At 68.8% G+C, this 12,755-nt stretch carries 14 protein-coding genes; 7 read left to right on the forward strand and 7 right to left on the reverse strand.

Going from position 1 to position 12,755, the window contains the following annotated elements:
- Nucleotides 1-12 precede the first annotated feature (12 nt).
- Entirely contained in the window at nt 13-1,329 is a 1,317-nt protein-coding gene (locus KHO22_RS22135) for an AMP-binding protein (RefSeq protein ID WP_211949317.1), read from the reverse strand.
- Nucleotides 1,330-1,574: 245 nt separating this feature from the next.
- Between KHO22_RS22135 and KHO22_RS22140 the strand changes: the two genes are divergently transcribed.
- From KHO22_RS22140 to KHO22_RS22150, 3 genes are all read left to right on the forward strand, one after another.
- On the forward strand, nt 1,575-3,152 hold the full coding sequence (locus tag KHO22_RS22140; protein WP_211949318.1) for a class I adenylate-forming enzyme family protein: 1,578 nt from the start codon (nt 1,575-1,577) through the stop codon (nt 3,150-3,152).
- Nucleotides 3,153-3,293: 141 nt separating this feature from the next.
- Nucleotides 3,294-3,446 carry an acyl-CoA thioesterase family protein gene (locus KHO22_RS22145; RefSeq protein WP_211949409.1) on the forward strand — a complete coding sequence of 51 codons (153 nt, stop codon included), beginning with the start codon at nt 3,294-3,296 and terminating at the stop codon, nt 3,444-3,446.
- Nucleotides 3,425-4,093 (forward strand): hypothetical protein, encoded by a 669-nt coding sequence (locus KHO22_RS22150; protein ID WP_211949319.1) that lies wholly within the window; start codon nt 3,425-3,427, stop codon nt 4,091-4,093. The genes KHO22_RS22145 and KHO22_RS22150 overlap by 22 nt, the downstream gene beginning before the upstream one ends.
- Nucleotides 4,094-4,151: 58 nt before the next feature.
- Here the strand turns inward: KHO22_RS22150 and KHO22_RS22155 are convergent, their stop codons facing one another.
- From KHO22_RS22155 to KHO22_RS22170, 4 genes are read right to left on the reverse strand one after another with little or no spacing between them, the layout of a single operon-like run.
- Nucleotides 4,152-4,295 carry a hypothetical protein gene (locus KHO22_RS22155; protein ID WP_211949410.1) on the reverse strand — a complete coding sequence of 48 codons (144 nt, stop codon included), beginning with the start codon at nt 4,293-4,295 and terminating at the stop codon, nt 4,152-4,154.
- A 23-nt stretch (nt 4,296-4,318) separates the two neighbouring features.
- Nucleotides 4,319-5,464, reverse strand: coding sequence for an acyl-CoA dehydrogenase family protein (locus tag KHO22_RS22160; RefSeq protein ID WP_211949320.1), 1,146 nt, complete (start codon nt 5,462-5,464; stop codon nt 4,319-4,321).
- Nucleotides 5,419-5,844, reverse strand: a complete 426-nt coding sequence (locus KHO22_RS22165) for a hypothetical protein (RefSeq protein ID WP_211949321.1) — start codon at nt 5,842-5,844, stop codon at nt 5,419-5,421. Before KHO22_RS22165 ends, KHO22_RS22160 begins: the two co-directional genes overlap by 46 nt.
- 35 nt (nt 5,845-5,879) lie before the next feature.
- Nucleotides 5,880-6,968: an MBL fold metallo-hydrolase gene (locus KHO22_RS22170; protein ID WP_211949322.1), complete on the reverse strand. Its 1,089-nt coding sequence runs from the start codon at nt 6,966-6,968 to the stop codon at nt 5,880-5,882.
- A gap of 497 nt (nt 6,969-7,465) precedes the next feature.
- Between KHO22_RS22170 and KHO22_RS22175 the strand changes: the two genes are divergently transcribed.
- From KHO22_RS22175 to KHO22_RS22190, 4 genes are all read left to right on the forward strand, one after another.
- Nucleotides 7,466-8,644: a porin gene (locus KHO22_RS22175; RefSeq protein ID WP_211949323.1), complete on the forward strand. Its 1,179-nt coding sequence runs from the start codon at nt 7,466-7,468 to the stop codon at nt 8,642-8,644.
- Between the two features lie 177 nt (nt 8,645-8,821).
- The gene (locus KHO22_RS22180) at nt 8,822-9,097 is read left to right on the forward strand and encodes a CppA family protein (RefSeq protein ID WP_211949324.1); all 276 of its coding nucleotides are present in this window, start codon (nt 8,822-8,824) and stop codon (nt 9,095-9,097) included.
- A gap of 101 nt (nt 9,098-9,198) precedes the next feature.
- Nucleotides 9,199-10,095, forward strand: coding sequence for a 2-hydroxy-3-oxopropionate reductase (locus KHO22_RS22185; protein ID WP_211949325.1), 897 nt, complete (start codon nt 9,199-9,201; stop codon nt 10,093-10,095).
- A 22-nt stretch (nt 10,096-10,117) separates the two neighbouring features.
- Nucleotides 10,118-10,963 carry an EamA family transporter gene (locus tag KHO22_RS22190; protein WP_211949402.1) on the forward strand — a complete coding sequence of 282 codons (846 nt, stop codon included), beginning with the start codon at nt 10,118-10,120 and terminating at the stop codon, nt 10,961-10,963.
- Here KHO22_RS22190 and KHO22_RS22195 read toward each other — a convergent pair.
- Nucleotides 10,941-11,525, reverse strand: a complete 585-nt coding sequence (locus tag KHO22_RS22195; RefSeq protein ID WP_211949326.1) for a flavin reductase family protein — start codon at nt 11,523-11,525, stop codon at nt 10,941-10,943. The two genes, KHO22_RS22190 and KHO22_RS22195, sit on opposite strands and share 23 nt — an antisense overlap.
- The gene (locus KHO22_RS22200; RefSeq protein WP_211949327.1) at nt 11,522-12,700 is read right to left on the reverse strand and encodes an acyl-CoA dehydrogenase family protein; all 1,179 of its coding nucleotides are present in this window, start codon (nt 12,698-12,700) and stop codon (nt 11,522-11,524) included. Before KHO22_RS22200 ends, KHO22_RS22195 begins: the two co-directional genes overlap by 4 nt.
- Nucleotides 12,701-12,755: the final 55 nt, after the last annotated feature.

The raw sequence follows: 12,755 nt of genomic DNA on the forward strand, positions 1-12,755 counted from the left end.
TGCATCCACCGGCTACGCGGCGGCGAGAACATGGCGCCGGCGGCGCAGCCGCAAGCGCCCGCTCGCATCCAGCTCGCCCTGGTCCCGCGTCCTGAAGAAGCCGTCCGGCGTCAGGCTGTCGGCGGTCTTCGCGGCGGCCTTGTAGTAGCCGATCATCCGCCCGGGGCTCTTGACCAGCACCTCGCCATTACCGGCAATACGGCATTCGACACCAGGGTTGCACCGGCCCACATAGCCGTCGCGCGCCTGCCCCGGCAGGCTGAGGTGGGAATAGCCGAAGTTCTCGGGCAGGCCGTAGCCGACCACCAGTTCCAGTCCGGCGGCGCGGTACCACGCCGCTACCGGGCGCGGCACCGGGCCGCCCGCGGCGAACGCGACCCGGGCCTGATCCAGTCCGATGCGGCGGCGCTGCAGCCACCTCAGGCCAGGGGACAAGCCCGGTACCGCAAGCAGGCATCGGTGCAATCGCGGCGACACATAGGGGCAGAACGGCAGATCGCACAGCGCCCAGGCGCGCGGTATGGCATGGAAGAGCGTGGGCCTGGCGCGGCGCAGGTCCTGCAGGATGGTGTCGGGCCGCTCGTAGAAGAACACGCGGTAGCCGAAGCACAGCGACGCGCATTCGACCACCAGGCGGCCCGCGCATTGCGCGAGAGGCAGGTAGGCGAGCAGGCGGTCCGACGATGCACGCCGGTGCCGCGCGGGCAGCACGTCATTGAGCGCGCGCGGCACGTCACAAAGGGTGCGGAAGCGGTGCATCACACCCTTCAGTCGGCCGGTGCTGCCTGGCACGTAGAGAATCGTGGCAAGCGCGGACGGATCGGGCATCGTGACAGTGCGCAGCCGTGGCGAGGCCGCGATGATCGACTGCCAGGCCTCACCCCGCCCCGGTCCGGCCTGGGGCAGGCGGATCACCGGCATCTGCCCCGGCACCGCCGCCTCGTGTTCGCGCCATCGTGCGGCGTCTTCGAACGGCCGGCCGATGAATGCCAGTTGCGCATCGCTGTGGGACAGCATATAGGCGACGCCGCGCCGGTCGGCGTCCGGACACACGGTCACGCTGACATGGCCGGCCATCCAGATCGCCAGGTCGGCGATGATCCAGTGCGCGCTGTTCTGCCCAAGGATGGCAATGGTCGACCCGGGCGGCAAACCCAGTGCCAGCAGATACGAGGCCATGCGCCTGGCCTCGTCCGCCACCTCGCACCAGCGGTAGTCCGCCACGGTGCCGTCAGGCTGGGGCTGCGTGAGATACACCGCGAACGGTGACGTCCGCTCCCAGTGCAGCAGGCAGTGCACGGGCGTAGGCTGGGGCTGCGGATCTGGCATGGCGGTGACTCGCTTTCGGCGGGTGTGGACGGGAGCAGGCCTGGCGTGGCTTGCTGATTCGAGCGTAGTCGAGCCAGCCCGGTTGGCGCCCCCCTCGCATGGAGAGGGATCACCCACGGCCTGTGCCGGGGTCGGCAGCAGCGCCCCGAGGAAACCCTCCCTCTCCTCTGGGGAGGGGCACTCCAAAAAACCGCACTCCTACACTGCTTCGCCAGCACACGAAAAAAGAAGCCACGGAGACAGCGATGAAAATGGACTTCGCCCGCGTCATGGGGCAGCTTGCCGCACAGTTTGCCGACCAGGAGGCGCTGGTCAACATCGAGCGCAACCGGCGCTACACCTTCCGCGAACTGCACCGGCTGACCAACCGCATCGCCAACATGATGCGCACCCGCCTGGGCCTGCATCGCGGCGATGTCGCGCTCTGCATCCTGGAGAACGACAACCTCTCGCTGCTGCACGCCTGGACGGCCTTCAAGGGCGATGTGGCGGTGGCGCACACCAATATCCGCGACGCCTTCGACGAACACCGGTGGCAGGTCGAGTTCATCCGCCCCAAGGTTGTCTTCATCGAGACGCCACTGCTGGACCGCTACGCCGACATGCTGCGCGAGCGCGGCGTCACCGTGGTGTGCATGGACGAGCCCGCGGCGCCGCGCGAGGGCGTACATCACTTCCGGGACTTGCTCGACGGCATCCCGGACACGGAGCCGGGGGTCCAGTCGGACACGCAGTCGGACATCCTGATCTACCGCTTCACCGGCGGCACGACCGGCCGCAGCAAGTGCGCGCAGTACACCATCGACAACTGGCTCGCCGCGCGCGACACCATGTATGCCGATGCCGAGCAGAGCGTGGCGCTGAACCGCGAGACGCGCTACCTGCATATCGCGCCGGTCAGCCACGGCTCGGGCCTGTCGTTCCTGCCGACCCTGTTTCGCGGCGGCTGCACGCTGACGCAGAACGCGGCCGACCTGAAGGCCTGGTGCCGCAACGTCGAAGCGGAGAAGGTCACCACCACGCTGATGGTGCCGACCCTGGTGAACCTGCTGCTGGACCTGCCCGAAGCCACCGGATACGACCTTTCCAGCCTGCGCACCCTCTACTACGGCGCCGCGCCGATGAGCCCATCCAAGCTGGGACAGGCACAGCAGCGCTTCGGCAACATCTTCTTCCAGCTCTATGGCGCGACCGAATGCGCGCAGGCGGTCTGCACGCTGACCCAGTCCGACCACCTGACGGCGATTGAGACCGGAAGGCTCGCTTCCGCCGGCCGGCCCACCATCGGCATCGAGATGCGCATCGTCGACGAAGCCGGCAACGACGTCGCGCGCGGCGCCACGGGCGAGATCTGGCTGCGCGGACGCGGCACCATCAGCGGCTACTACGGCAACCCGGAAGGCACGGCGTCGGAGTTCTCTGACGGCTTCTGGAAATCCGGCGACCTCGGCTATGTCGACGAGGCCGGCTACGTGTTCATCGTCGACCGCAAGAAGGACATGATCATCAGCGGTGGCTTCAACGTGTACGCGGTCGAGGTCGAGGCTTCTCTCAATGCCCATCCGGCCGTCTTCATGTCGGCGGTGGTCGGTGTTCCGCACGACAAGTGGGGCGAGGCGGTGCACGCGGAAGTGGTGCTGCGGCCCGGCGCCACGGTCGAGACGGAGGTGCTGATCGAACATGTCAAGGACACGCTGGGCCGCTTCAAGGCACCCAAGACGATCGCCGTGGTCGAGGCACTACCCGTCAGCGCGGTCGGCAAGGTGCTGCGCCGGCGTGTGCGCGAGAAATACTGGGCCGACCAGCCCAGGCAGGTCTCCTGAAAAGACTGGCATCCGGCCGCACGGACTTCGGGGGAGGCGAGGTGCGCCGGGCAGCCAGCAATCAAAGGCTTCGCGCTTGATCTCCGCGTTGTTTGGCTCTCCGGCTTCGTGCCGGAGTCTTTTTTCCACATTGCCATCCCGATGTCATCCGACACCCACAGCCCCTGCCAGGACTACTTCAACCTCCATGTCAGCGTCGACCGGGACACGCGGCGGCCGCTTGCCCTGCCGCCGGCACTGCGCGAGGCCCTGCTGCCGCTCGCAGTGCCGGCATGCCGCGGCACCGCGGCTTGATGCGCCGGCCCGCAACGATCGCCATGGCCGCCATGTCAGACACCGGACCCGCTTCTGTCGGCCGGCTCCAGCCGCGCATCAGCGCGCTGCTCGCGCAGGTGCGAGAAACTAGCCGCCATGCCAAGCGGCTGGCCCGCGCCAGTGCGCGGCGCGGCGAAGGCGACTTCGCCGATTGCCTGGCACGGCTGTATGACCATTGGATTGTGTTCAGCCAGGGAAAGCAGCGCCTGATCCGGATTGCCAGCGCGGCGGAAGTCGGCGCGCTGAGCCTGCGGCATCTGCAGTACGGGGAGCGCGATGTCGGCATGACCGACGACGCGGCCCTGCGCGCGCTCTACTGGACCACGGCGCGCCGCTGGCAGGGCGCGAGGCACGATGTCATGAACGCCGATGCGACGGACCGCGGGCCGGCGGGACACGCCCGGCCTGACCTGGACTCGATGTGCGGCGCATGCCGGGAGCTGCATCGCGATGCCCGCCGGCGCGGGCCCCATGTCGCACTCCGGACAGCCCCTCCAGCCAGCTCGGCACCTCTGCGCGCCGGTGGCCGCTGGTTCCGGTGCACCGCATGCCCCACCCACTGGGTGCGCCGCCATCCGGCCCATGAGCCGTTCGCAGTGTGGACTGCCACGGCCGCTCGCGCGTAGCCCCAGGACAAAAGGGCCCGGCAGGCACGAAGGCCTCCCGGGTCATGGCTGCTGGGGATCAGGACACGCTCAGCACGCGGCCTGGTGGATCGCCAGTGCGTCGGCTTGCCGGATACTGATCAGGCAACAGCGCGCCGAGGCGGCGCGCCACGCCATATTCGACCACCAGGGTCGGAACGGTCTGAAAGCGAAACACGTTCAAGATGCATGCCTCCAGCGGACCGGTCAGGCCAGGCTGCGCGAGATGATGAGCTTCTGGATATGGCTCGTGCCCTCATAGATGCGGGTCACGCGCACGTCGCGCAGGTAGCGCTCCACGGGGAAGTCGGTGAGGTAGCCATAGCCGCCATGGATCTGCAGGGCATCGGAGCAGACCGCTTCGGCGATATCGCTCGCGTACATCTTGGCCATCGCCGCTTCACGCGCGCAGTCGATACCGGCATCCGCCAGCCGCGCGGCGTGCAGGCAGTACTGGAAGGCGGTCTCGACGCGCGTCGACATATCGGCCAGATCGAATGCAACGCCTTGCAGCTGGTTGATCGGTGCGCCATAGGCTTCGCGCTCGGAGGCATAGGCGATTGCGGCTTCCAGCGCGGCACGCGCCGCGCCCGCGGCAATGAAGGCGATGCCGATGCGGCCATCGGACAGCGAACTCATCACGGTCCGGTAGCCCTGTCCTTCCGCGCCCAGCAGGTCACCCACGGGAGCACGGTAGTTTTCCAGCGCGATTTGCGCGGTATGCGCGGTGTGCTGGCCCAGCTTCTCCTCGATACGGGTGACCACGTAGCCGGGCTGCTGCGGGTCGACGAGGATGGTGCTCGCGCCCTTCTTGCCCGCGGCCTTGTCCGTCAGTACGAAGGCGATGCCGACACCGGCCTCGCTGCCATTCGAGATGAACTGCTTGGCGCCGTTCAGCACGTAGTGGTCGCCGTCGCGCACGCCGGTGGCGCGCAGCGCCGCGGTGTCGGAGCCGGCGTGCGGCTCGCTCAGCAGGAAGGCCCCGATGGACTCGCCGCTCGCCATGGCGGGCAGGTAGCGCTGCTTCTGCGCTTCGGTGCCATGCGCCGCGATGGTCGCGGCGACAAAATTGTGGACGTGCACGATCGTGGCCAGGCCGGCGTCGACCGAAGCGAACTGGTGCTGTGCCAGGCAGAATTCCAGCAGCCCCGAGCCGCTGCCGCCGTAGGCTTCCGGAACCAGCATGCCCAGGAAACCGAGCTCGCCCAGCACCTTCAGCTCGTCACGCGGCCACGCCGAGGCCCGGTCGCGTGCCGCTGCCGTGGGAGCGATCACCTCGGCCGCCAGCCGGCGGGCCGAATCGTTGATCAGGATCTGCTGTTCGGTAAAGAGTGCGGTATTGATGTCTGCCATGGCGGTGTTTGTCTGGTGTCGTGTCGTACGGTTGCGGTATGCGTCGGGGCTGTCGCGCATTCCACGGAGAATTCCGGCGTGAACCGATCGCCCGGTCCAGCATAGGGCGCGGGCGCCGGCCACGCCCCTCCCGGGAATGGAGGGTGGCGGACGCCGTCCGGCGTCGCGTCGGGTCCGGTCTCGCGCAGCGCCAATGCGCAACGGGCCAGCTCGAGCAGCAAGCCATGCCGGTCATCGATCGACGCATCCGGCGCCGGCCGGTCAAGGCACCGCAGCAGGGTGTCGCGCCATTGCCGCAGCGCCTGCGCCGGGTGCGGTTCGTCGCCGTCGGCGCCAGATGCCGCGGCCCCCTGGTTCGCAATGCCGGCTTCCTGCTTCATGCTGCCCACCTGATTTGCGTCGCCTGGCACCGGGCTCAGGCAGTCGCGCCGGACCGGCTGGCGTGGTACCAGGCCATGCCGGCGTCGTCGACGCGCACGTCGAGCTCGCCCAGTGCGTCCAGGTAGTTCAGATGCGCGATGGACTCGCCCGTGGCGAGCGCGTACTGCAGGGCATCGTCGCCCGACACCGGAATCGCGAACAGCACCGCGAACAGGTCGATGACGCGGCGCGGCTCTCTCAGTGCCTCGCGCAGCTGCGCCACGCCCCGCCACAGCGCCTGCTCCAGGCGGTCGATGCGTGCATGGAGACCCTCGAACGGTTCATTGTGTGCCGGCAGCACCAGCACATCGGCGGGGACCACGCGGCGGATACGCGCGAGCGATGCCTCCCAGCCGGCGAGCGGATTGGCATCGGGTTCCATCGGATGCACCGATACATTGGACGAGATGCGCGGCAGGACCTGGTCGCCGGCAATCATCACGTGCAGGTCCGGCGAGTACAGGCACGCATGCTCGGGCGTATGGCCCTGCCCGATCAGCACCCGCCAGTCGTGGGCGCCGATGCGCACGACCGCGCCATCCTCGATGCGACGAAAGCTGCGCGGCAGGCGCGAGATCATCCTGCCCGCACGGCCGAAGCGGTTCCTGTAGCCGGTCAGCGCGGCTTCGTCCCAGCCGGCGCGACGATAGAAGGCAAGGCCTTCCGGCGGAACGTCCTGCCCGACCTCGGCGACCATGGCCAGGCTGTGCAGGTATTCCAGCTGCGTCATCCAGAGGCGGCACCCGAAACGCTCCGTCAGCCAGCCTGCCATGCCGACATGGTCGGGATGCTGGTGCGTGACGAACACGCGCGTGACCGGCCGCCCGCCGAGCGGCCCGGCGAGCAGGGCTTCCCAGGCCTGCACCGTCTCCGGCGACAGCACGCCGGTATCGACGATCGCCCAGCCCTCGCCGTCTTCGATGGCCCAGACATTGATGTGCCTGAGCACATTGGGCAACGGCAGGCGCATCCACAGGACACCCGGTGCGATCTCGAAAGCCTGCCCGGGCGCGGGTGCGTCGCCGCATGGATAGTGCAGCCTTGCGGCCGGCTGGCCGATGTGTTCGGAATCAGGGCGATACATGGGTGGGCTCCCGCAGTCGAACCATCGCCAGCCGACTCGCGGGCCAACGGATTCAGATGAACATTGCCGGTGGCCTTCTCGCTCTGCGCTGCCACCGTCCTGCTGTGCGCAGGTTGAAAGGTAGCCCGGCCACTGCACGCCATGCCCCCCTCCTTCAGGAAGGGGAAGCCGTGTGCGGGGCCCGTGCGCCTCCCATTGTTGTGTTCGGGTAACACACTGGTGAAATCCCTCAGGCGTGCGCGATCCCGTATGCCAGGGACACGCACTTGGCTACGCACAGCCGTTTCGAGGCGGCGCGGACCGGCGCCATGGTGCACCCCGCCCCTCCCCCCTCCCTTTTTGATAGGCGAGGCGCCACAGCGCCATCTCTACTGTCAAAGCGCGCTGGCAGCCTGGCTGACGGGCAGCGCCGCCAGCGTTTTCGCATGGCCAGCCCAAGACAGGCACAAGCCTGCGTTGACAGCTACAGACCAAAGGAAAAAAGGAGACTTCCGAGCATGAAGAAATCGCTTATCGCCCTTGCGACACTCGGCGCAGTGGCAGGGGCGGCGAATGCCCAGACCAGTGTGACGTTGTATGGGGTGATTGATACGGGTATCGAATACGTCAACCGGGTCGCCTCCGCTCCGAGCGCCCTGTCGCCGACGAACGCCCTGAGCGGCGTTGCTCCCGCTGGCCCGCGGGTCGCCATGAACGGCAACGGCGGGCTGTCGGCCTCGCGTTGGGGCCTGCGCGGCGTGGAAGACCTCGGCGGCGGCCTGAAGGCTTCTTTCTTACTGGAAAGCCAGTTCACGCCCGATACGGGCGCGTTCGCTGGCAATACCGGAATCTTCAACCGGCAGGCATACGTCGCGTTGGCCAACGAGTACGGCAAGATCGGCTTCGGCAAGCAGTACTCGAGCCTCGCCGAGGGCATGCTGAACTTTTCCCCGACCCGCGCCGCGCCCGCCTACGAGCCGGGGGTGTGGTGGCTTGGCGTGAACTACCGGCCCGCCAATACCGTCAAGTACACGGGTACCTTCGGGGCGCTGTCTGTCGCGGCCCATTACTCCTTTGGCGCCGGGACCGCGTTGTCGTCGCTCAGCGGCGGCGGCATTCTCTACGGCGGCGGCCTCGGCGAAACGCCGGGGGCCTGGAAGGACAACACGGCCTGGGGCGCGTCGGCGACCTATCTGGGCGAGAACATCGGCCTCGGCATCGGCTACGACGAGTGGCATCCCGCCGTGACCGTCGGCAACCCCGGGAAGGTGCGCAAGCTTGCCGCGGCCGGCAGCTATACCACCGGTCCGTGGAAGTTCGTCGCCGGCTATCGCTGGGGCGACCAGACCTACGCAAACGGCAACACCGGCATGCGCGACGACTACTGGTTCGGCGGCGTGAGCTATCGTTTCACCCCGGCTTTCGATGTCCAGCTCGCTTACTTCTACACGAACATCAAGCAACTGGCCCTGACCAACACCGCCGCGTCGACCAATCCGGCGAACCCGCAGCAAGTGAGCCTGGTGGCGGACTACGCGTTCAGCAAGCGGACCGACGTCTACCTGACCACGGCGTGGGCACACAACGGCAGCCTCGCCAACGACGGCCCGTTCACCGGCTACCTGTTCAACTACGCCTCGGCGCCGGGCCAGAAGAACATGGTCGGCGTGATGGCCGGCATCCGTCACGTGTTCTGAGTCCACGGAAGGCACAGTCGCCGCCGGCACTTCTGCCTCGGTGGCTGTGCTCCGGTAGCACGCAAAATCAAGGGCGAACTGGCGAGCTTGCAGGGCCAGCGCACGTTCTCCTTGCACACCGCGGATTACTGTATATATTTACAGTAACTGTATGGATGAACAGTGCAAGGAGGCCCCATGGAACATCTGATCCGCGTTCAAAACGACTATGACCGCCAGGTGCTCGCCTGGCTGCGCGCGCGCATGGGCGATGCCGCGCTCCAGTCCGCGGCGGGCCGGCTGGCCGGCGCACGCAAGCCTTACCTGTCCACCATCTGCCGCAGCCTGGGCATCCGGCCGCCCACGCGCCGCGAGTTTGCCCGGGAAACGGCGCGCACCCACAGCGCGGTTGGCGACCAGTACCTGGCGCGCATCCGCGCCATCCTTGCGGCACCGGCTGGCGCCGCCCGCTGATCCGGCTGCTTGCGGTGGCCACGCAGTGACTATCATCAATCACGACGCTGCGTGCGGCGCGGGCCGCGCCGCCGGGCCATTGCAACCCACCGGACAAGAACATGAGCAAGATCGGCTTCATCGGCCTGGGCGTGATGGGTACGCCCATGGCCCAGCACCTGCTGCAGGGCGGCCACACGATATTCGCGCACAGCCGCAGCGGCGTGCCGCAGGCACTGCAGGATGCCGGCATGCAAGCCTGTGCCAACGGCACCGAGGTCGCGCGCCGGTCGGAGATCGTGATCCTGATGCTGCCCGACACCCCCGACGTGGAACGCGTGCTGTTCGGGGAGCACGGCGTGGCTGCCGGCCTGTCGCGCGGTGCGACCGTGGTCGACATGAGTTCGATTTCACCGATCGCCACGCGCGAATTCGCCCACAAGGTCGAAGCGCTCGGCGCCGACTATGTCGATGCCCCGGTGTCCGGCGGCGAGGTGGGCGCGCGCGCCGCCACCCTGTCGATCATGGCGGGCGGGCGCCAGCAGGCCTTCGACCGCGTGCTGCCGCTGCTGCAGCTGATGGGCAAGAACATCACGCGGGTCGGCAAGGCGGGCGACGGCCAGGTGGCGAAGGTCGCGAACCAGGTGATCGTCGCCCTCACCATCGAGGCCGTCAGCGAAGCGCTCGTGCTGGCCGCGCGCGCCGGCGCGGACCCGGCGCGGGTGCGCGAAGCACTGATGGGCGGCTTTGCCAGCTCGCGCATCCTGGAAGTGCACGGCGAACGCATGCTGCAGCGCAAGTTCGACCCGGGCTTCCGTATCGCCCTGCACCAGAAGGACCTGGAACTCGCGCTGTCCACGGCGCGCGCGCTGGGTGTCGGGCTGCCGTCCACGGCGTCGTGCCAGCAGCTGTTCAACGTCTGCGTCGGCATGGGTGGCGCGGGCTGGGACCATGCCGCGCTGGTGCGGGCCATCGAACACCTCTCCTCGTTCTCGCTTGACGACGCGCATGCAGGCTGAGCCGGCCGCCGCGGCGCGGGCCATGCCGCACGCGCGCGTCGCCCTGCTGACGGCCGTGACCATGCTGGCCTTTGCCGGCAATTCGATCCTGTGCCGGCTCGCGCTCAAGGGCACGGCGATCGACGCGGCAAGCTTCACGCTGGCCCGGGTGGCCAGCGCGGCGGCGGCCTTGTGGCTGATCCTGCTGGTCCGCCAGGGCCCGCGCCGGCTGGCGGGCGGCGGCAGCTGGCCGTCGGCGCTGGCGCTGTTCGCGTACGCGGCCGCGTTCTCGTACGCCTACCTCCACCTCTCCGCCGGTACTGGCGCGCTGCTGCTGTTCGGCGCCGTGCAGGCCACCATGACCGGCTACGGCCTGTACGTCGGCGAGCGGCTGCGCGCATGGCAATGGCTGGGACTGGCCCTGGCGCTTGGCGGGCTGGCGTGGCTGGTGCTGCCAGGGCTGGCCGCACCGCCGCCGGGCTCTTCGCTGCTGATGATCGTGGCTGGCATCGCCTGGGGCATCTATTCGCTGCGCGGCCGGGGAGCGGCCGATGCCGTTGCCACCACCGCCGGCAACTTCGCGCGCGCCGTGCCGCCGGCGCTTGCGCTGGCGTTGCTGATGCACGCGCAGCGCAGCCTGGATGGCGCCGGGCTGGCGTGCGCGCTCGTGTCCGGCGCACTGACCTCCGGACTGGGCTACGTGGTCTGGTATGCGGTCGTGCCACAGCTGAGGGCCGCCACCGCCGCGACGGTCCAGCTGAGCGTGCCGGTGATCGCGGCGGCAGGCGGCCTGGCGCTGCTCGGCGAGGCCATGTCCTTGCGGCTGGCCGTCAGCGCTGCCGCCGTACTCGGCGGCATCGCGCTGGTCATCGCGGGCAAGCAGCGCTGATTCCCGCAAAGCCGCCGGCATGAAACACCAGTGGCTCACCCCGGTTCACGCGGTACGACACGATCTCCGCAATGAACAGGACATGGTCGCCCACCTTGCGCGCGCTGCGCGGGCGGCACACAAAGCAGGCCAGCGCGTGGTCGATCAGCGCCGTGCCGCACGGCCCGGGCGCCAGCGAAACACCCTGGAAGCGATCGATGCCGCTGGTGGCAAACCGTTCGCACAAGGCCTGCTGCGTGTGCGCCAGTACGTTGACCGCGTAGCAAGGCGCGGCGCGGAACGCGGCCAGGCTGCCGGAGCCGAGCGCCAGGCTCCAGAGCAGCAGCGGCGGCGACAGCGACACCGAGGCCAGCGAATTGATGGTGACGCCAACGGGCCGGCCATCGGACCCGGTTGCCGTCACCACCGCCACGTCGGTGGCGAACTGCCCGAGCGCACGGCGCAGGGCACGGCGCACCGGGTGCGCTGCGTCTGCGCCATGGCCGGCGTCGTCCTCGTCTTCCTGGCCGCTGTCGTTGCTGGCCTCGGTGGCATACGGCAGCGGCGCGAGCGCGGGCATCATTGCACAGCCGGCCGCACGTCTCCGGGCGGCGCATCGATATCGAGGCCAAGGGCCATGCGGCCCGCGTACTCGTGTTGCGCACCCGCCTGCAGCGGGTGGAAGCGCGCGCCCTGGGCATCGCGGAAGCGCCGTTCCAGCCCGGCGTCGCGATAGAAGCCCGCGCCGCCGGCCAGCTCCATGGCCAGGTCGGCAGTCGCCAGCACCGCGCGCGCCGCCAGCGCGCGTCCGCACATGACCCGGTTCGTGGTCACGGCACCCGGAGCCTGGCTGGCCGCCGCGGCGAACATGTCGTCCAGCGCCAGGCGCGCGACATCCCATTCGTTGCCGATGCGGCCGGCCAGCTCGACAGCATGCGGCGTGATGCGGCGCTGCTTCGCCAGCTGCAGCGCGATATCGCGCGCGGACTCGGCAATGCCGACGTAGACCGAATAGATCAGCGGCAAGGCGATCATCGCCACGGTATGCATCATCGGGTGCCACACGCCTTGCGGGCGCCGCGCGGCAATGGAGCTGTCCGGCACCACCACGTTCTCCAGCACCACGTCGTGCGAGCCCGTGCCGCGCATGCCCATCGCGCGCCACGTCGGCACGATGCGCACGCCCGGTGTCTTCATCGGCAGCGGGAAATGCAGCACGGTAGGGCCGGCCTGCGGATCATCATGGACGGCGCAGGTCATGAACAGGTCCGCCACCGGCGCACCGCTGGCGAACACCTTGTGCGCGTCAATGCGGAAGCCGCCGTCCACGCGCGTCGCCGTGCCACTGCCGTGCAGCCAGTCGGAGCCGCCGCTGCCGAGCACCACGATCTGCTCGCCGCCCACGCGCTTGAGCAGCCCTTCCACCGGCGCCTTCTGGTTGCGCCAGCGCCAGGCCGCGGTGGCCACCGGATGCGTGTGCATGGCAAAGGCCAGTGCGGTCGAGCCGCAATACTTGCCGAGCTCGCGCAGCACCTGTCCCAACTCCTGATGAGAGAGGCCAGCACCGCCAAACTCCTGCGGCACCGCAGCGGCCAGGAAACGTTGCGCCCTGAGATCGTCGTAATTGGCGCTGACGAAGGCGTCGCGGGCGTCGATGGCCGGCGCGCGCTCGTCGAAGGTGCGGCCGAGCGAAGCGGCAAGCGCGAGCCAGTCAGACTGCGCACCTGCGCTGGCATCGGGGGCGGTGATCGTTTCCATGGCATAGGTCTCCTGCGGAATTGCCGGGGGTCCCCGCGCCGTTGTTTGGCGACAG

It is taken from the genome of Cupriavidus yeoncheonensis (genome assembly GCF_905397275.1).
GTDB lineage: Bacteria > Pseudomonadota > Gammaproteobacteria > Burkholderiales > Burkholderiaceae > Cupriavidus > Cupriavidus yeoncheonensis.

What these genes read in the sequence shown, in the direction of transcription:
- KHO22_RS22135 (WP_211949317.1), bottom strand. Translation starts at nt 1,329, where the DNA reads ATGCCAGATCCGCAGCCCCAGCCTACGCCCGTGCACTGCCTGCTGCAC.
- KHO22_RS22140 (WP_211949318.1), top strand. Translation starts at nt 1,575, where the DNA reads ATGAAAATGGACTTCGCCCGCGTCATGGGGCAGCTTGCCGCACAGTTT.
- KHO22_RS22145 (WP_211949409.1), top strand. Translation starts at nt 3,294, where the DNA reads ATGTCATCCGACACCCACAGCCCCTGCCAGGACTACTTCAACCTCCAT.
- KHO22_RS22150 (WP_211949319.1), top strand. Translation starts at nt 3,425, where the DNA reads ATGCCGCGGCACCGCGGCTTGATGCGCCGGCCCGCAACGATCGCCATG.
- KHO22_RS22160 (WP_211949320.1), bottom strand. Translation starts at nt 5,464, where the DNA reads ATGGCAGACATCAATACCGCACTCTTTACCGAACAGCAGATCCTGATC.
- KHO22_RS22165 (WP_211949321.1), bottom strand. Translation starts at nt 5,844, where the DNA reads ATGAAGCAGGAAGCCGGCATTGCGAACCAGGGGGCCGCGGCATCTGGC.
- KHO22_RS22170 (WP_211949322.1), bottom strand. Translation starts at nt 6,968, where the DNA reads ATGTATCGCCCTGATTCCGAACACATCGGCCAGCCGGCCGCAAGGCTG.
- KHO22_RS22175 (WP_211949323.1), top strand. Translation starts at nt 7,466, where the DNA reads ATGAAGAAATCGCTTATCGCCCTTGCGACACTCGGCGCAGTGGCAGGG.
- KHO22_RS22180 (WP_211949324.1), top strand. Translation starts at nt 8,822, where the DNA reads ATGGAACATCTGATCCGCGTTCAAAACGACTATGACCGCCAGGTGCTC.
- KHO22_RS22185 (WP_211949325.1), top strand. Translation starts at nt 9,199, where the DNA reads ATGAGCAAGATCGGCTTCATCGGCCTGGGCGTGATGGGTACGCCCATG.
- KHO22_RS22190 (WP_211949402.1), top strand. Translation starts at nt 10,118, where the DNA reads ATGCCGCACGCGCGCGTCGCCCTGCTGACGGCCGTGACCATGCTGGCC.
- KHO22_RS22195 (WP_211949326.1), bottom strand. Translation starts at nt 11,525, where the DNA reads ATGATGCCCGCGCTCGCGCCGCTGCCGTATGCCACCGAGGCCAGCAAC.
- KHO22_RS22200 (WP_211949327.1), bottom strand. Translation starts at nt 12,700, where the DNA reads ATGGAAACGATCACCGCCCCCGATGCCAGCGCAGGTGCGCAGTCTGAC.